The sequence below is a fragment of the Humiphilus diazotrophicus genome, assembly GCF_059726315.1.
Window position 1 is genome coordinate 3,954,509 of record NZ_AP040870.1, and the last position, 17,305, is coordinate 3,971,813.

14 protein-coding genes are annotated in these 17,305 nt (G+C 53.8%); 9 read left to right on the forward strand and 5 right to left on the reverse strand.

Features of this window, described 5'->3' with window-relative positions; genetic code table 11:
• Positions 1-83: 83 nt before the first annotated feature.
• The 8 genes from AC6I7T_RS16890 to AC6I7T_RS16925 all read left to right on the forward strand — a co-directional run bounded on the left by AC6I7T_RS16890 (position 84) and on the right by AC6I7T_RS16925 (position 6,357).
• Positions 84-1,283 carry an aminotransferase class V-fold PLP-dependent enzyme gene (locus AC6I7T_RS16890; RefSeq protein WP_497788512.1) on the forward strand — a complete coding sequence of 400 codons (1,200 nt, stop codon included), beginning with the start codon at positions 84-86 and terminating at the stop codon, positions 1,281-1,283.
• Positions 1,284-1,358: 75 nt separating this feature from the next.
• Entirely contained in the window at positions 1,359-1,805 is a 447-nt protein-coding gene (locus AC6I7T_RS16895) for an MmcQ/YjbR family DNA-binding protein (protein ID WP_497788513.1), read from the forward strand.
• 9 nt (positions 1,806-1,814) lie between these two features.
• Positions 1,815-2,609 (forward strand): SDR family NAD(P)-dependent oxidoreductase, encoded by a 795-nt coding sequence (locus AC6I7T_RS16900; protein ID WP_497788514.1) that lies wholly within the window; start codon positions 1,815-1,817, stop codon positions 2,607-2,609.
• A 37-nt stretch (positions 2,610-2,646) separates the two neighbouring features.
• Positions 2,647-3,441, forward strand: a complete 795-nt coding sequence (locus AC6I7T_RS16905) for a hypothetical protein (RefSeq protein ID WP_497788516.1) — start codon at positions 2,647-2,649, stop codon at positions 3,439-3,441.
• Positions 3,442-3,468: 27 nt separating this feature from the next.
• On the forward strand, positions 3,469-4,008 hold the full coding sequence (gene fabZ / locus AC6I7T_RS16910; protein ID WP_497788517.1) for a 3-hydroxyacyl-ACP dehydratase FabZ: 540 nt from the start codon (positions 3,469-3,471) through the stop codon (positions 4,006-4,008).
• Complete coding sequence (gene lpxA, locus AC6I7T_RS16915) at positions 4,005-4,781, forward strand: acyl-ACP--UDP-N-acetylglucosamine O-acyltransferase (RefSeq protein WP_497788519.1); 777 nt, start codon at positions 4,005-4,007, stop codon at positions 4,779-4,781. Before fabZ ends, lpxA begins: the two co-directional genes overlap by 4 nt.
• 2 nt (positions 4,782-4,783) lie before the next feature.
• A complete protein-coding gene (locus AC6I7T_RS16920; protein ID WP_497788520.1) occupies positions 4,784-5,629 on the forward strand; it encodes an LpxI family protein in 846 nt (281 codons plus the stop codon).
• A gap of 185 nt (positions 5,630-5,814) precedes the next feature.
• Positions 5,815-6,357 carry a peroxiredoxin gene (locus tag AC6I7T_RS16925; RefSeq protein ID WP_497788521.1) on the forward strand — a complete coding sequence of 181 codons (543 nt, stop codon included), beginning with the start codon at positions 5,815-5,817 and terminating at the stop codon, positions 6,355-6,357.
• Between the two features lie 162 nt (positions 6,358-6,519).
• Here the strand turns inward: AC6I7T_RS16925 and AC6I7T_RS16930 are convergent, their stop codons facing one another.
• Both AC6I7T_RS16930 and AC6I7T_RS16935 read right to left on the reverse strand, forming a co-directional pair.
• The gene (locus AC6I7T_RS16930; protein WP_497788522.1) at positions 6,520-7,323 is read right to left on the reverse strand and encodes a hypothetical protein; all 804 of its coding nucleotides are present in this window, start codon (positions 7,321-7,323) and stop codon (positions 6,520-6,522) included.
• A 151-nt stretch (positions 7,324-7,474) separates the two neighbouring features.
• Positions 7,475-9,364 carry a lytic transglycosylase domain-containing protein gene (locus tag AC6I7T_RS16935; RefSeq protein WP_497788524.1) on the reverse strand — a complete coding sequence of 630 codons (1,890 nt, stop codon included), beginning with the start codon at positions 9,362-9,364 and terminating at the stop codon, positions 7,475-7,477.
• A gap of 263 nt (positions 9,365-9,627) precedes the next feature.
• Between AC6I7T_RS16935 and lepA the strand changes: the two genes are divergently transcribed.
• Entirely contained in the window at positions 9,628-11,439 is a 1,812-nt protein-coding gene (gene lepA, locus AC6I7T_RS16940) for a translation elongation factor 4 (protein WP_497788525.1), read from the forward strand.
• A gap of 357 nt (positions 11,440-11,796) precedes the next feature.
• Here lepA and AC6I7T_RS16945 read toward each other — a convergent pair whose 3' ends face one another.
• The 3 genes from AC6I7T_RS16945 to AC6I7T_RS16955 form a co-directional block, all read right to left on the reverse strand.
• Complete coding sequence (locus tag AC6I7T_RS16945) at positions 11,797-12,420, reverse strand: OmpH/Skp family outer membrane protein (RefSeq protein ID WP_497788527.1); 624 nt, start codon at positions 12,418-12,420, stop codon at positions 11,797-11,799.
• 249 nt (positions 12,421-12,669) lie between these two features.
• Complete coding sequence (bamA, locus tag AC6I7T_RS16950; protein WP_497788528.1) at positions 12,670-15,702, reverse strand: outer membrane protein assembly factor BamA; 3,033 nt, start codon at positions 15,700-15,702, stop codon at positions 12,670-12,672.
• 502 nt (positions 15,703-16,204) lie between these two features.
• On the reverse strand, positions 16,205-17,065 hold the full coding sequence (locus tag AC6I7T_RS16955; protein ID WP_497788530.1) for a DODA-type extradiol aromatic ring-opening family dioxygenase: 861 nt from the start codon (positions 17,063-17,065) through the stop codon (positions 16,205-16,207).
• Positions 17,066-17,305 lie beyond the last annotated feature (240 nt).

A 17,305-nucleotide genomic window follows, 5' to 3' on the forward strand; every position in this document is an offset into this window, starting at 1 on the left:
GATTCCTCTGTACACCCCAAACTTGAGACTGGGAAAGTACAAGGTTCCAAGATCCAAAACACCGTCAGAACCGAAGGAGAGAGATGAGCACGCTGGAGTGGAGCAGGGAAGAAGTTGCTCGGTTACGTGCCGAGACAGAAGGATGCCGGTCAGATCGGATATTTCTCAACAATGCGGGTACAGGCCTTTCGCCGAAGGTGGTTACGGATCGCGTGATTTGTCATCTGCGGCGAGAAGCCGAAATTGGCGGGTATGAGGCAGCTGCTGAAGTTGCAGGGGAGCAGGAGTCGATCTACGCGTCCATAGCGAAGATGGTTGGCGGTCATCCGGACGAGGTGGCATTGATGGAGAGTGCGACACGGGCCTGGCAGATGGGCTTCTACTCTTTGCCGATCAAGTCGGGAGAGCGCATTGTGACGGCCGAGAATGAGTACGCCAGCAACTTCATCGCTCTCCTGCAGGTAGCCAAACAGCGTGGTGCAGAGACTGTCGTAGTTCCCAGTCTGCCTGGTGGGGAGATCGATCTGGAGGCGTTGGATAGGGAACTGGCCAAAGGCCGGGTAGCATGCATTTCTCTCACTCACGTTGCAACCAACAATGGACTGGTCCAGCCTGCTGCCGAAGTTGGCCGTTTGGCCCGTCATTATGGGGTCCCATTTCTGCTCGATGCCTGCCAGTCGGTTGGGCAGAGAAAGATCGATGTCAAAGAGCTGGGCTGCGACATCCTCTCGGCTACGGGACGGAAGTATTTGAGAGGACCCAGAGGAACGGGATTCCTGTGGATGCGACGCGAGCTGTACCGGAAGCTGGAACCGGCACTCCTCGATATGAGAAGTGCGACTTGGGTCTCGCGAGAGTCCTATGAAATTCGCGAGGATGCGAGACGTTTCGAGGCTTGGGAGTCGAGCATAGCCGGAAGACTCGGGTTGGGTGTTGCGGTTCGCTATGGGCTGGAAATCGGATTTGACCGCATCGAATGCCGGGTTCGGTCTCTTGCCGCGCAACTTCGAAAGGGACTCGAGTCGATCAGCGGAATCACGGTGCAGGATGGCGGTGCAGAGAAGTGTGGAATCGTGACGTTCACCCATGCCCGTCTATCGCCTTCGCAGATTGTTCAGAGACTGGCAGCGAAGGGCATTTCTGTACGAGCAACTTCCCGGGAAGCGACACGAATTGACATGGAGAATCGTAATCTTTCGGAGGTCGTGCGCGCAGGTGTTCACTACTACAACACCGAGGACGAGATGGAGCGAACCTGTGAAGCATTGGCATCGCTCATTTAGGTTTTCGGAGCTGTCATGAACAATCGGTCGCGATAGACTCGCGGCATGGACGTAGAGCGCTTGCGAGAATTTCTTTTGAAACTGCCTCATGTGACGGAAACGCTTCAGTGGGGCAATAACCTTGTTTTCTGGGTTGGGGATAAAACGATCGGCGGCAAAATGTTCGCGCTCACGGACCTTGATGGCGGAGGAAAAGGAGTCCTTGCTTTCGCGGCGGGGCCAGAGCGTTTCGCGGAGCTAGTGGAGAGAGACGGAATCATTCCTGCTCCATACCTGGCTCGGGCTCACTGGGTGTGCCTTGAGGATTGGGATGTGCTACGGCAACGAGAGCTGGAAGAACTACTGGTCCAGTCCCGTGATCTGGTCTTTGGAAAATTATCCAAGCGAACCCAAGAAATTCTGACAACGGGTAAGAGCGCAACCAAACCGGTGCGCAAGAGCACGTCTCGAAGTTCCAAAGCGACAAAGAAGAAAGGTGCAAGGTCCCGAAAGCCTGTTGCGCGGGAGGCTTCAGACGATTAGGTTGACCATATGAGTCAGATTCGGCTGTCTCTTGAGGGGAAAGTAGCGCTTATTACGGGAGGTTCCCGTGGAATCGGTGCAGAGACGGTACGGCTCTTCACTCAGGCAGGCGCTAAGGTAGTTTTCAGTTTTCGCCAGGCGGAGTCACGAGCGCTGGCGTTGCAGGATACCTGCGGTGGCCAGGACCGTTGCAGGGCTGTCTGGCAGGAGTTGGCTTCACCGGCAGACGGTCGCGCTCTTGTGGCGGCAACTGTAAATGCTTTTGGCCGTCTGGATGCCTTGGTTGTGAATCACGGTATATGGCCTGCGGAAGATGTCCCAATCAGTAAGATGAACCAGTCCCAATGGCAGCGGACGATGGATGTCAATTTGAACAGCGTCTTTGGCCTGGTCCAGGCTGCAGCAGAGCAGATGGAGAAGCAGGGTCGTCCGCAATCCGGAGTCGCTGCGGGTCACATTGTGCTAGTGAGTTCTACCGCGGGACAGAGGGGCGAGGCTTTCCATGCTGATTACGCGGTGACAAAGGGTGCCGTAATCAGTCTTACGAAGAGCCTATCGACAGAACTGGCTCCAAAGGGTATCTATGTGAATTGCATAGCTCCCGGCTGGGTGAACACTGAAATGTCTTCTCCGGCTCTGGAGAATCCGTCGACCAGGGAGAAGATCTTTTCGACGATTCCGTTGGGACGTGTTGCGGAGGTTCGCGAGATTGCCGGACCGATCCTCTTCTTGTGCACTCCATTTGCCGGATTCATCTCCGGTGAGGTATTGAATGTGAACGGCGGAGCCGTGCTGGTGGGCTAACAGAACTTTTTAGATCGGGAGTTCGGTCGCGAAAACGATGCGGATCATACGGAAAAAATGGTTTGTTGGTCTGGTGCTGGTTCTCTGCGTTCTGGGGCCATTGGTATCAGCGCAGGACAAGACGGCAGAGGAGAATTCGCAGAAGGCTCGAGTGGCAATCGACGCCATGATCAACGCTCTGGGCGGCGAGCGATGGCTGAACATGAAGAATCGTGTTTGGGCTGGCCGTACCTCTAGTTTTTATCGTGGGCGGCCAACCGGCGGAATCACCGATTATTGGGAATATCATGCCTATCCGGATCACGACCGGACGGAATATACCAAGCATCGCGATGTAATACACATCTACAACGGCAACGAGGGCTGGGAGATCACCTTCCGCGGCAAGAACCCCTTCCCGAAAGATCAGCAGGACGACTGGTTGCGCCGGCGGGACCACTCTGTTGAGATGGCCCTCCGTATCTGGTTGAAGGATCCCAAGACAATTCTGGTCTACGAAGGCCAGAAGCTGGTGGAGCGGCACTTGGCCGAACAGGTGACTTTGATCTCCGCTTCAAATGATTCCATCACGATCCAGATGGACAATACGTCGCATCTACCTCTTCGTCGCAGCTTCCAATGGCGAGATCCCGTTTACAAGGACAAGAACGAGGATGCCGAGGAGTATGACGATTACCATACGGTCGCGGGATTTCCTACTCCGTTTACCATCGCCCGCTTTCGTAATGGCGACATGGTGAACCAGCGGTTCCTTTATTGGGCTGACTATAACGTGGATCTTCCGGCCGATTTCTTTGACCCCGACAAGACTGCGGCGAAAGTAAAGAAGTAGCCCGGTTTATAATCGCGGTTGCATCCTATGGAAACGTTCAACCCGCATCTGGAAGGCCGCCAGACCCTTGACATCAACGAGATCATGGCGATTCTGCCTCATCGGTACCCGTTTTTGCTTATTGACCGGGTCGTAGAGATTGTCCGCATGAAGCGGATCGTCGCCATCAAAAACGTCACAATCAATGAGCCCTTTTTCCAGGGCCATTTCCCTAATTTCCCGATTCTTCCGGGCGTTTTGGTGATTGAGGCAATGGCTCAGGCTGGGGCTACGCTTCTGTTAACGGAGATTCCTGATCGGGATTCTAAGCTAACGGTCTTTACCGGAATCGAGCGCGCCAAGTTCCGGCGCCAGGTGACTCCCGGAGATCAGCTTCGCCTGGAAATCGACGTATTGAATTGGAAGCCTCGTGCCGTGCGTATGCAGGGCTATGCCTATGTCGATGGAAAGAAAGCCTGCGAAGCCATCATCATGTGCCAGCTGGTGCCAAGGAAAAAGGCAGAAGCAACAGAGACCGAGTCTGCAGCCACCGATGCTACCGGATCGGAGAAGGTGACAGGCGAGTGAGTATCCATCCGACAGCGATTGTGGCTCCTGGAGCAGTTGTGCCACAATCCTGCACCGTTGGTCCGTATTGCACTGTAGGTCCGAATGTAGTGTTGGGAGAAGAATGTGAGCTTGTTTCGCATGTGGTCCTCGACGGCCATACCCGCATAGGTGCGCGAAACAAGATCCACGCTTTTGCAGCTTTGGGTATTCCCCCCCAGGATTATGGCTACAAAGGGGAACCGACCCGCCTGGAAATTGGGGATGACAATACCATTCGTGAGTATGTAACCATCTCGCGAGGCACTACCAAGGCAGAAGGCATAACCCGCATAGGTTCCAATTGCCTCATCATGGCGTATACGCATATCGGCCACGATTCGGTCATTGGCGACTTCTGCATGTTGGCTAATGGTGCAACTCTGGCCGGGCACGTAATCGTTGAAGATTATGCTGCTGTCGGAGCGCTCTGTCCCGTACATCAGTTCTGCACTATCGGAAAGTATGCCTACATCGGTGGCGGAACAACCATCACTCAGGATGTGCTGCCGTACTCTCTTACCTCTGCCAAGCGCGAGACTCATGCCTATGGCATCAACAAGGTCGGACTCTCCCGTCGAGGATTTACTCCGGAGAAGGTCAAGAGATTGCATCGTGCCTACCGACTGCTAACGGCCGCCAAGTTGAATACCTCCCAGGCTGTAGAGCAGATGAAGACAGAAGCAGGCGACGACGAAGACATCCTGTATCTTGTCGACTTCATCCAGCGCTCGCAGCGGGGAGTCATCAAGTAGCCGTGAAATTAGGTCTCATCGCGGGGAATGGTCGATTCCCCTTTCTTCTTTTGGAGGCAGCCCGTGCAGCTGGCACGGAGGTGGTTGTTGCCGCCATCAAGGAAGAAACCGACGAAGAGATGAATGGGCGTGCAGCTCAAGATCAAGGCGTAAAGGTCTATTGGCTTTCTCTTGGTGAACTCTCCCGCTTGATAAAGACATTTCAGGCAGAAGGCGTCACCCGGGCTGTGATGGCAGGCCAAGTAAAACATAAACAGATCTTTTCCAGCATTCGTCCTGACTGGCGTCTTGCGAAGCTGCTCATGAGTCTTCGCACTCGGAATACCGACATGCTGCTAGGTGCCGTTGCAAAGGTTCTCGGGGATGAAGGAATCGAACTCATCTCTTCGACCTCCTATTTGGAGCCCCTGCTGGCTAAACCCGGCGTCCTGACAAAGAGAGCCCCCACCGAAGACGAACAGAAAAACATCGAGTATGGGTTAAGTGTCGCCAAAGGTGTGTCGGGTTTCGATATAGGGCAGACCGTAGTCGTCGCTGGGCAGGCCTGTGTGGCCGTGGAAGCAATGGAGGGTACCGATGCCACCATTCTTCGTGCCGGAGAGCTTATGCGGTCACTGGAGGCCGAGGCGTCGGTTCTCGAGCGGCATCTGACAGTTGTTAAGGTCGCTAAGCCCAAGCAAGATATGCGCTTCGATGTTCCGGTAATCGGTGTTCCTACCATCGAGACGATGCATCGTGCCGGAGCGACATGCCTGGCAGTGGAAGCGGGCCGCACGTTAGTTTTCGATCCAGAGAGTGTCTGGAGACAAGCTAATGACAAAGGCATTGCCGTTGTCGGCATAGAATAGGGACGAAAACCGGCACGTCGGAACAGAACCGGCAATTGCTATTCCCCTCGCCATCCTGATGAGTCAGTTTTCTTCTATCCATCGTTCACAAAGAGGCATCTACTGGGCACGGGCCGATAGAAGAGCTGAAGCAATTCCGGAATGTTTCGGCTAGGCCGTATTCCCCTTGAGGACGGAGGTTGACTATGCACCGAACTTCCCTGTGGCTTCTCGTGCTACTGGTGATAGTCGCAACAGGTTTTGCTGTTCGTAGTTTTGCTGCCGATGCAGATGTGCCGCAAGTAGGGCAATCGGCTCCCACCTTTACCCTTCCTTCACAGGATGGTTCCAAGATCAGTCTGGAGAGTTTTCGCAGCAAGTGGGTGGTCTTGTACTTCTACCCAAAGGACATGACCACAGGCTGCACCATTGAGGCTCACAACTTCCAACGTGACCTCTCCCAGTATGAGGCGGCAAATGCCGTCATCTTGGGGGTGAGTGTCGATTCAACGAGTAGTCACCAACAGTTCTGTACGAAAGAGGGACTGAGCTTTCGTCTCCTAGCTGACGAGAACAAGGCTGTCACCAAGGACTACGGCTCCCTGGCGCTTTACCAGATGGCAAAGCGCAACACATTTCTGATCAATCCTCAGGGAAAGATTGTTAAGGTCTGGACGAGTGTCAATCCTACGCACCATTCCGAAGAGGTTCTGGCCGAGTTGAAGGCACAGCAACAAGCTGCGCACTAAATTCGCTGGCCCGGTTGGTCCAATCCTAGATTCTGTTTCACCCAAGACACCCCGTGACAGGCACGGGGTGTCTTTTTTTGCGGACTCCTCGGCAGCGAGTAGACGCAAAAAAGCCCGGCGGACTGGCCGGGCTCTTTTGCTTGCCTCAGGACTACGATGAAACTACTTCTTCGTTGCCTTTGTTGCCTTCTTTGCAGCCTTCTTAGCAGGAGCTTTCTTTGCAGGAGCCTTCTTTACTGCCTTCTTAGCTGCGGTTTTCGTTGCCTTCTTCGCCGGAGCCTTCTTAGCTGCTGCCTTCTTTGCCGCGACCTTCTTGGCCGGGGCCTTCTTCGCTGCAGCCTTCTTGGCTGGCGACTTCTTTGCTGCGGTCTTCTTCACTGCCAAAGGAGTACCTCTTTTAGTTGATTTAGCGGCGCTCTTCTTCTTACTGACCGGGGCTTTTTTCGCCTTGGTCTTGCCGCCGCTGAGAGCGCCCTTACTGCTGGTCTTAGCGGCAGACTTCTTTGCGGCCTTCTTGGCCGGAGCTTTTTTCGCTGCAGGTTTTGCGGCTTTCTTCGCCGCCGCCTTTTTGGCTGGTGCTTTCTTGGCCGGAGCCTTTTTCGCAGGAGCCTTCTTCTTTGCAGCTTTCTTTACTGGTTTCGGTGACGGTTCTTCCTCCGCCTCTGGAGCCGGAGGAGTGGAGACTGGCTCTTCCAGAACTTCTTCTTCAACTTCTGTTTCTGGAGTTGCCGGGGCCGACTGCTCTGGTTCCTCTTCCATTAAATCGTCCATGTCGTCCTCTTCTTCATCGTCTTCGTCATCATTTTCGTCGTCTTCGTCGTCATCCGAGGAGATTGAGACGCTGATTTCTTCTTCCTCTTCTTCTTCCTCGTCCCCGAAGTCGTCTTCGGTCTCTTCCTCGTAGTCGTCTTCTTCAGGTTCAAACTCGCCGTCGTTGTACGCGTACAGTTTGCGCTCGTCCTGCATTTCCTGAACCTCCGGGGTACTCCGCTTCGGATGATTTTTCTACTTCAAATTCATTAACACACGCGCAGACCCTGCGCCGCGTATTGTAGCAACAGCTTGCAATGGTTTGCCAACGAACGCAAGTGAGAAGTAAGAGTCCTCATCCAATCTGTCAGCGCCGTTGTTTCTTTTTAGGCGAAATCTTAGCATTTGAGCTCTCCTTACGCCTAGAAGATTCGTGCGAAGAACTTCGTGTTGCACGATGAGATGCGTGAGAGGTGGCAGTTGCCGATCCACGCTTCTCTGAAACACCGCCCTTTGCATGCTTGCTGTGAGTAGAATGCTCCTCGCTCTTTACAGCGTGTTTCCCCTTCTTGCTTGCTGTTACTTTGCGTGATCCGTGACTCGATGCTCTTGCGATATTCGCCGGCTCAGCAACGCTGATACGCCGTCCTGGAGTGAGCTGCGTACCACGAAGATGATTCCAACGCCGCAGCTGATCCACCGACACACCGAAGCGGTCCGCTACGGTGATTAACGTGTCTCCGCGTTTCACAGTGTAGCTTGTGGAGCGTGCAGGAGCAGAGGCCATTACCGGCGCGATAGGAATCACGACGGCTTCCAGATCGCTCAGATTGTCTCCAACCGTGAGCTGATTGGTCGCTGCAAGGTCGGCGGTCGAAACGTGATAGCTGCGCGCGACGGACTCCAGCGTGTCGCCTGGTTCGATCTTGTGATAACGCCAGTAGCGACGTCTGTCTTCCGGAATCTCAGCGATGCGGCGGACGAAGAGTTCCTTCGTCCCGGCAGGAAGATGCAGCTGAAATTCCTGTTCGGGAGGCGTTGCCATTCGCAACAACGCAGGATTCAGCCCGACAATGGTCTGCACCGGAGCCTCAACGATGTCTGCAACCAAGCGAAGGTCGACGGAATAATCCGTGGTTACTGAATCAGTGACAATGGGAGGATCGAGTGCCACGGTATCGAAGCCATACTGCTTGGGATTTCTGTCGATGATGATGGCGGCCAGAATTTCCGGAACGTAGCTCTTTGTCTCTCCGGGAAGATTATTGCGACGATACAGTTCCCAAAAATCGGCATATCCGGTGCGCTGTACAGCGCGTTGTACATTGCCGGCTCCCCAGTCGTAGGCAGCCATTACCAAGTACCAGTCTCCAAGCTGGTTGTAGAGATACTTCATGTACTTGGCGTAAGCGCGGGTCGATTTCTCCGGATCGAAACGTTCGTCTACCCAGCCGTTTCGCGTGAGCCCGTAGACACTTCCGCTAGAGGGCATGAATTGCCACATGCCTCCTGCTCCTGAGCGTGCATTGAGCGCCTGGGGCTGGAAACCGGATTCTGCTATTGCCTGATAGATAAGATCCTGAGGGACGCCTTCTTCCGCCAGGATTTTTTGAATCATCTGCTTGTATCGTCCAGATCTCGCAAAGGCATGGGCAAGAGTGCCATGGCCGCGGTTGGAGAAATAGCTGATATATCCGGTCACGTAATCGTTGATGACCAGGGGAAGATCCGATCGTGTGGTAGCCAGTTCGGCTTCGACCTGAGCACGAAACTTAGGGTCGACAGTAAAAGTAGCTTCCCCAGCGATGTCGGCTGGTGCCGGTTCGGTCTTCGGGGTGAAACCAGTGCCTTGCTTAAGTGCATCCAGCTCCAGCGTGTTAACAGCATCTACGATCCGTTCGAATTCGTCGCTCAGCTGCGGGTCGCCTTTGAGATCCAGACCGCTCATCAGCATCAGGTCAACGGCCCGGTCAAAATCTCTTTTCGCTTCGGCAAGCTTTCCGCCTCGATAATTCGAAACACCGCTGGCGTAAGCCTTCTCCACCTGATCGATCAGCTGTTGATTGTGGGCCTGAATTGCAGCTGTGTGTGCTGTGGCGAATGGTGTTGTCTCTGTTTGTGTGTGTGGAGCAGGAAGCGGAGGTGCCGTCTGCTGTGGCATGCTTCCCGCGGGCGAAGAGTCAGCCTGCGGTTTGCACCCGACACCCAGGAGCAACGTAGAAAACAGCGCGACAGTGGAGAATCGAAAAACACCCATGCGAAAACTTTTAAATAGAACGGATCTATTGTATTGCCCCGGGGATTTTCTTGTGGAATGGTAAACTCAAAGCCTGAGGGAGTTTGTCCGACGGAGGCTTTTTCCGAGCCGCCTGCGGCCCGCCTAGAGCAGTTCCAGCGTTCCTATGCCCTTCCGAGTCCGGTTTAGCACAGCCTCCCATGGGAACCTGTGCCATCTCTGGGAGCTTGGGTCGATAGTTCCGCTGAAGTTGTTCGGGTGCTTCAAGAACCCGGCGCTTTCCAATGGACCTAAAGTACATCCGTAATTTCGCAATTATTGCCCACATCGATCACGGCAAGAGCACTCTGTCGGACCGCATCCTGGAGATGACCGGCGCCCTTACGGCGCGCGAGATGCAAGCTCAGGTCCTGGACGCAATGGATTTGGAGCGTGAACGCGGCATCACGATCAAAGCTCACGCCGTGCGCATGATGTATAAGGCCAAGGATGGCCAAACCTATCAGCTCAATCTGATCGATACACCGGGTCATGTGGATTTCAGCTATGAGGTCTCCCGCTCGTTGGCTTCCTGCGAAGGGGCATTGCTGGTCGTCGATGCATCGCAAGGTGTGGAAGCGCAGACCCTGGCGAATGCTTACCTGGCAATCAATCATGGTCTGGAGATCATCCCGGTAATCAACAAGATTGATCTCCCCAGTGCCGACGTTACCCGCACACAGGAAGCGATTGAAAAAGCGGTAGGTCTGGATGCTACCGATGCCATTCCTGTCAGCGCCAAGACCGGTGTGGGCGTTCCTGAGGTCCTGGAAGCGATTGTTCATCGTCTACCGTCACCCAAGGGCGATCCTGAGGCTCCTTTACAAGCTCTAATCTTCGACTCCTGGTTCGATTCTTATCGTGGCGTTATCGTGCTGGCCCGCGTAGTCAATGGCCGTATGAAGAAGGGCATGAAGATTCGTCTCATGTCGAATGACAGGGCCTTTGATGTGGAGTCAATGGGAGTACTTACTCCGAAGCCGGTTGAGATTGGCGAACTGTCCGCTGGTGAAGTCGGCTTCTTCGTGGCGACGATCAAGAACGTTGCCGACACAAAGATTGGCGACACCGTTACAGATGACAGCAGACCCGCCTCAGAGCCTCTTCCTGGCTTCGAGGACATCAAGTCCATGGTATTCGCCGGTTTGTACACGGTGGACTCTCACGAGCACACTCTGCTTCGTGAGGCCTTGGAAAAACTTCGGCTTAACGATTCGTCCTTTTTCTTCGAGCCGGAGAGTTCGGTAGCTTTGGGTTTCGGCTTCCGCTGTGGCTTTCTCGGATTGCTGCACATGGAGATCATCCAGGAGCGGCTGGAGCGCGAGTTCAATCTCGATCTCATCACGACGGCTCCAGGCGTCCGCTATCGCATTACGATGACCGATGGCAGCGTCCTTGAAGTGGACAATCCTTCCCGTTGGCCTGACCCCAGCGAGATCGCCAAAATCGAAGAGCCGGTAATTACCGCGAACATCCTGACGAATGAAGAGTATGTCGGCGGAATTCTGAAGCTGGTGGAAGAGAAGCGCGGACGCCAGAAGAATTTCGAATACGTTACCCCCACTCGGGTCATGTTGACGTATGAGCTGCCTCTGAACGAAATCGTTTTGGATTTCTATGACAGGCTGAAATCTATCTCCCGAGGCTATGCTTCGCTGGATTATTCCTTATCCGGGGCCTGGGAATCCCCCATGGTCAAGCTGGATATCCTGGTCTCCGGCGAGCCCGTAGACGCTCTTTCCATCATTGTCCATCGCGATTTTGCCTACGAAAGGGGTAAGGCTCTGGTCTCCAAGATGAGAGAGCTAATCCCCAGGCAGATGTTTGAGGTGGCAATTCAGGCTGCAATTGGATCGAAGGTTGTTGCTCGAGAGACCGTCTCTGCTCTCAGAAAGAACGTTCTGGCCAAGTGCTACGGCGGCGACATCAGCCGAAAGAGAAAGCTTCTTGAAAAACAGAAGGAAGGTAAAAAGCGGATGAAGCGAATCGGGAAAGTCGACATCCCGCAGGAGGCCTTCCTGGCTGTATTGAAAGTGGGCGAGGACTCACCAAGGTAATTGACGTTCAGCGGCCGCACGTGATTGCTGTCACGGTTTATTCATATGCAGCTGTGGAAAGTTCGCCGATCATTCACTTTCATAGAGATTCATTTCGGGAATGAATCCAATAAATGGCAAATCGCCAGAAACCCAGGAAAATAGAGCCTTTATAGACTCAAGCTTTCGACTGCCTCATCGCTTGGGCAAATATTCAGGCGCAAAATCTTCCTTCAATTCCAAAAAGAATCCACAGAAATTTCCACAGGGATGCGTGATTGTGAACATCATTTTGTGGGTCTCCTGGAGCATAGAAAAAGGCCCTGTTTTGAAACAGGGCCTTTTCCCGACTTGACCACTAGAAGTGTAAAGCCGTGGTTACTTCTTGGGAGCAGGAGCTGCAGGCCGTGCTGCCGGCTTCGGAGCTGCTGCTGGGGCATTGGCGGGTGCCGGAATGCCAGACTTCGCATTGTAAGCGTCGATGACCGCCTTGGTGATATCCGAAGACTGGTTGACCCAGAGAACGCTTCCATTCTGCTGTCCTTCGTCCAGAACGACGGTATAGCCATTCTGTGCGGCATAGGCATTCAGAACTTCATAGACCTTCTGTGCGAGATTACGGAACATCTCGTCCATATCGTTCTGATATTCGCCACGAGCGTCGTCAGCACTGCGCTGAAGAGTCTTCTGCTTTTCGTCGATGGTTCTGACTCGAGTATTCCGCTCTTGTTCAGCCAGTTTGTCGCCCTGGCTCTGCAACTGCTTTTGCAGAGAGTCGACTTCATCGCTTAAAGCCTTGAGCTGGGCCTGTTTGGGTTCGTACTTCTTCTGGATGTCAGCGATATTGCGTTGACCTTCATTGGTTTGGGCAACGGCAGCCTGGAATGCAATCACTGCGATTTTTGTGGATGTGGGAGCCGCAGCGGCAGTGCCATTCTGGGCATTTGCACAAAGCCCCATGCTGGAGGCCAAGGCTAATACGACGGTAAGCGAGCGCTTCATTCGAATCAAAAACTCCTTGAGAAAAGCTCTGGATTGCCCGCATCTCATGACGGAAGCAAGCCTATGTATGCTTCCTGTCGAACCTCTACGGCATTTCCCAGGGGCCGCCTCTGCGAGACAAAGCTGCAGAAGGAGGTAAGGAGCGGTATGCGAGCGGAGACTTCAGCAGGAACTGAGGGAATTATAGGGGTGGGGATGGGGAGCGTCAAACCGGAAGATTGTGAATTCTGCCGGTTTGACGCCTTGTAACTAGAAGGTTGTAGAAACGGTCAGGCGGAAAGTCTTCCTGGGCTCGTTGAATTTGTAGTAGGAGCCATATCCCTGAATCGCTTCCTGATAGGTGTAATCGCCAGCTCCTCCGGCCGGGAACATGGAGCGGGTGATAAGAGTTTGTCCCGGGACCTCATGTTGCAGGCGCATGGAGTTGAAGGCGTAATAGAGCCGGAAAGGTGCATTCACGATCGGCAGAATTACCTGCAGCTCGGCACCTGTGGACATACGAGGCACTACGTTCGTTTTATCGATCGGACGGATCAGCCTGTTGAATTGGACCTGGACTCCACCCTGGCATGCCCCGTTGTTGTAAACCGGGCAACCGTAGAGAGGCGAATTCAATAGAGCCGCTCCCTCGACGCTCTGCTTCAACTGGGACTCTCTTGCTACAACGTCCATTCCGAAGTCGTTGAAGAGAGCGAAGGTGACCGGTCCTGCAATCGGGATACGGTATTCGATGTTGTTGGTGAACGAAGTATCGCCACCGACAGAGACGATTCCGTACACCGGAACCGGAATTTGAATGTTTCCGGTCTGCGGGTGCTGCGGATCCTTCGGAACGGCGGAGCCGTCCGGATTCGTCAAGGTCAGGCTGACTCGGGTTGGAATGTAAGCGTACGGGGTTGCGGTACGCACATCGAAACCACGAAGGTCAGATTCGCCACCGGTAAAGAAGCGGTTCATTGGCGGGGCTACATCGCCGCCAAATCCCTGAATGTACATGGCCTGGAGCCGGATGCCCAAAACATTCCGTCCCTCCTGGTTGATGTGCAAGCCCTTCATTGGCATGAACTGCTTGTATTCGACCAGAGGATTGATGTAGCGGACATTTCCCCAGATACCGGCAACCTGCATCAGGGCGGAGAGTGAACGTCCGTTCCTAGGCCGGTAAATCGAGTCCAGACGATTGTAGGAGTAGCTCAGGGACAACGAACTGGTCAGGATTCCTTCCAGTGCGTTCTGCGTTGAAATTCCGCTACGGAAAGCCAACGTCTGGAACAACGTCTGAGAGGCGTTACTGAAGGTCGTAATCGTCGCGCGATTCCAGGCGTACGTCATGCCCAACTGGCCGAAGGTATGGCGAATCGGATAGCTGGCGGAAACGTTGAATCCGGTAGCTGACTGGTTATAGTTCTGGATCAGCGATCTTGCAGCTGCCGTGAGATTTTCCGTCACCCCGCTGAGTCCTGAGAGGTTCTTGGCGGAGTTGTAATCCGACTTGTTGTTAAACAGCTGGAATCCCAAGTGGAGCGGCCGGTTCTTGACATATGGCTCAGTGAAGCCGAAAAGGAACTGGCGGGACATGCTGCCCACATTTGCCTGAACGCTGAGCGTTTCACCCAAACCCAGGAAGTTGTTGGTCTGGTAGTTCAAGCCCAGGTAAGCGCCAGAAAGACCGCTCATACCGCCATTCAGGCCGATCGAGTTCTTGCCCTTTTCCTTTACTTTCAGGAGCAGATCGACGGTTGAGTTCTGAGTGTCCTGGTGAGTTTCGGAGTCCTGGTCAACCTTGAGCGGCTCGAAGTAATCGAGCTGGTTCAGGCGCTGCAAACTCATCTCCCACAGATTGGAGTTGTAGACCCTGCCCTCTTCCAAAAGCAGTTCGCGGCGAATGACGCGGTCACGAGTGATCGTATTGCCCTGGAATTCGATGCGGGAGACGTAGAAAGGCTTGCCTTCGTCGATATCGACCTTCAGGGTAATGGTCTTGTTCTTTTCGTCGAACTCAGGGGTGGGAATTGGCGACATGTTGATGTAGCCAAGCTGTCCGTAGGCCTTACGGAGGTTTTCGAGGCCTTTAGCAACCTTGGTCGAATTGAAGAACTCCCCATCCCTCAAAGCGAAGGTTCCGCGGAGAGCGCGGGTATTCGTGACTGCCTTATTCCCTGTGAAGGTAATGCCGGCAAGCTTGTAGCGCTCACCTTCCTCGATGGGGAGTCGAATATCCATCCGCTTGCCCTTACGAGGCCGGAACGTGATAAAGGAGATGCCGCCTTCATTCCGAAGATGGGTCTGGGGCTCTTCGTACGTAGCCTTGAAATAGCCACGATCACGATAAGCCTGGCGAACTCGCTCGGAATCTTCTTCCAGCTTGGAGGAGTCGAAGGTCTTCGAAAAGATGTTTTCCAGAATCAGCGAGTTCGGAATGCCGATCGGGCGCAGATTTCTCATCGAGCGGCGCAGGATCGTAGAGCTGACATGCTGATTCCCGGTGAACTGAATCTTGCCAACCTTGACCGTCGGGCCTTCTTTAATATTGAAGTTAATCTGGACGGCAGCCGGAGGAATTGTCTTTACATCTGTGCGGATCGTCGCGAACTGGTGACCGTGTTCAGCCAGCAGTTCCTTTAGAACCGTCTCGGCGCGCTTGATCTTGGTCGGATCGTACTGGCTTTCCTGGGTCAGGCCAACTTTGACCTTCTTGAAGCGGTCCAGCACGTCGGACTGGGTAATGGAATTAAGACCCTTGTAGTTGATCTCGCGGATCGTAGGCTTCTCCGTTACGTAGATATTGAGGATGATTCCCTTGGTAGAGTCTTCACGCTCGATACGGATGTTTTCGAAATAGCCCGTGTTCCACAACGAATTGAAATCGCGTTCAACCGATAGTGGATCGTAACTATCGTTCACGTGCGTGAACAATCGAGCCAGTACCGTTTCTTTGGGAATACGGCGATTCCCGATGACACGGATCGAGGTAATAGTGTCCTGTTGGGCAAACGCCATCACCGTAGTCAATACGAGTGTCGCTAGGACCATTCCGCGCGAGAAAATACGGGCTAATCCTGTAGAACGTCTAGTCCTGCGGCCAATGGAACTGGGGTGCGGCAAGAACGACGGCTGGTGCTGATCTGACAAATTGCTAACGGGAAGAATAGGCACACCCTCACTGCTCAAATTCATGTCCTGCTTGAGGAAAAGCCGATTATATTTGACTGACGGCCTTGGCCCAAACTTTCGGGGACCGACTGGACCGGGCAACAGTCCCGGCAGGCTTACACGTTTCAATTTTCTAACTCCGCCTGGGCGAGGTCGATACGTGCCAGCTCTCTCCGCAAGGGGAAAGTGATTTCGGCGTGTGAGTGGCCCATACCGATAAAGGCACCCAACCGAATCTCGCTCCACCACCCAGAATTGCGACTGCTCCGAAAGCTGAAATTGAACATAACGAAAGAACTCGTCCCTAAATTCGGGCAGATTCAGTTTACAGGGAGTGCCCTGCTGACGGGGAATAGCAAGTAAGAATCCATGGGGTTTCTTGGCCTTTAGAAGAAAGATTCCATCCTTTTATGAGGGCTTTTTGAGAAAAGCAAGAATCTGGACGGCCTAAGGGAGCAAATCAAAAAATTGGGACGCATACGGGATTAGACGTCCGCCAGCAGCTGACAGCCTACCTTCTGAAAAGGGAACCCGTCTCAAGGGCCCCATTTCTGGTGCAAGAAGGAGAGCATTTGCCCGCCAGATCACGTCCCTCAGCAGCTACTCTGCCCTGGCAGAGAACAGAGAATGTCTATCCGAATCGATAAGCAGAGATAGCCGCCTGTAAGGGGGTATCGCGAAAAATACGCTGGCCCTGGTCCTCCAGTGCCGCTCCGGCTGCTACTAGAAGAGGAATCAGGTGTTCTTCACGAGGATGTGCCACGTGAGCTTCCGGGGCTGTCGCCCAGGCGGCCAATAGCTTATTCCGCTCCTCCGGAGAAGCTTGTTCTACTGCAGACGTCAGCCATTGATCGAAGACTTCGGACAGAGGAAGAGTGTTTGCCTGGCCATACAGACGAAGATTATGCCAGCTCATGCCGCTGCCTATGATCAAGATGCCTTGTTGCCGAAGAGGTGCCAGCGCCCGACCGAGTGCGAGATGAGATCCAGGATTGAGAGTGCGGGTGAGCGATACCTGGACAATCGGAATATTCGCGTCCGGGAAGGCGACTTTCAGCGGAACAAATACTCCATGATCGAATCCGCGATTTTCGGTACTGGAGACAGGCAGTCCGGCTTTCGAAATCAGATCGATGATCTGCTGTGCAAGAGCCGGATTTCCAGGGGCAGGGTACTGGAGCCGGTATGTGTGTTCGGGGAAGCCATGGTAATCGAAGAGAAGCGGTGGCTTATCCCCTACATTGACCGTAAAAGCCCCTTCCTCCCAATGCCCGGAGATAAGCACGATGGCTTTTGGCACTTCAGGCAGTGTCGAGGGCAGATTGCGGAGGAATTCAGCTAATGGGTGCCAGGTATCTGCCGGGCCCCATGTCCAGTCCATGAAGAAGCACGGCCCTCCGCCATGTGGGAGAAAGAGTGTTGGTTGCGTCATCACCTGTGCAGATGGGGCAGCACAGGGAAAGTTGCAGCAAATCGAGGAGTTGGGATGCATACGGAATTAAAAATCAGTCAGCAGCTTTGAAAAGGAGATCTATTTCCACGGCACCATTTCTGGTGCAGATTGAGAGCACTTCCTTCGCAGGTAACGTCCGAGCAGTCACTCTGATCTAGGGGAGAACAGAGATGCCGTTCCGAAGCGGTATGCAGAGATGGCCGCTTGCAAGGGAGCATCGCGAAACTATGCTGGCTTTGGCCCCTAGTGCCGTTTCAGCTGCTACCAAAGAGTGGCAGG

Excerpts from the sequence above, each read along its gene's own strand:
- fabZ (WP_497788517.1), top strand. The coding sequence starts at position 3,469 with ATGGAAACGTTCAACCCGCATCTGGAAGGCCGCCAGACCCTTGACATC.
- AC6I7T_RS16925 (WP_497788521.1), top strand. The coding sequence starts at position 5,815 with ATGCACCGAACTTCCCTGTGGCTTCTCGTGCTACTGGTGATAGTCGCA.
- AC6I7T_RS16905 (WP_497788516.1), top strand. The coding sequence starts at position 2,647 with ATGCGGATCATACGGAAAAAATGGTTTGTTGGTCTGGTGCTGGTTCTC.
- AC6I7T_RS16900 (WP_497788514.1), top strand. The coding sequence starts at position 1,815 with ATGAGTCAGATTCGGCTGTCTCTTGAGGGGAAAGTAGCGCTTATTACG.
- AC6I7T_RS16930 (WP_497788522.1), bottom strand. The coding sequence starts at position 7,323 with ATGCAGGACGAGCGCAAACTGTACGCGTACAACGACGGCGAGTTTGAA.
- AC6I7T_RS16955 (WP_497788530.1), bottom strand. The coding sequence starts at position 17,065 with ATGCATCCCAACTCCTCGATTTGCTGCAACTTTCCCTGTGCTGCCCCA.
- AC6I7T_RS16890 (WP_497788512.1), top strand. The coding sequence starts at position 84 with ATGAGCACGCTGGAGTGGAGCAGGGAAGAAGTTGCTCGGTTACGTGCC.
- AC6I7T_RS16945 (WP_497788527.1), bottom strand. The coding sequence starts at position 12,420 with ATGAAGCGCTCGCTTACCGTCGTATTAGCCTTGGCCTCCAGCATGGGG.
- lepA (WP_497788525.1), top strand. The coding sequence starts at position 9,628 with ATGGACCTAAAGTACATCCGTAATTTCGCAATTATTGCCCACATCGAT.
- AC6I7T_RS16935 (WP_497788524.1), bottom strand. The coding sequence starts at position 9,364 with ATGGGTGTTTTTCGATTCTCCACTGTCGCGCTGTTTTCTACGTTGCTC.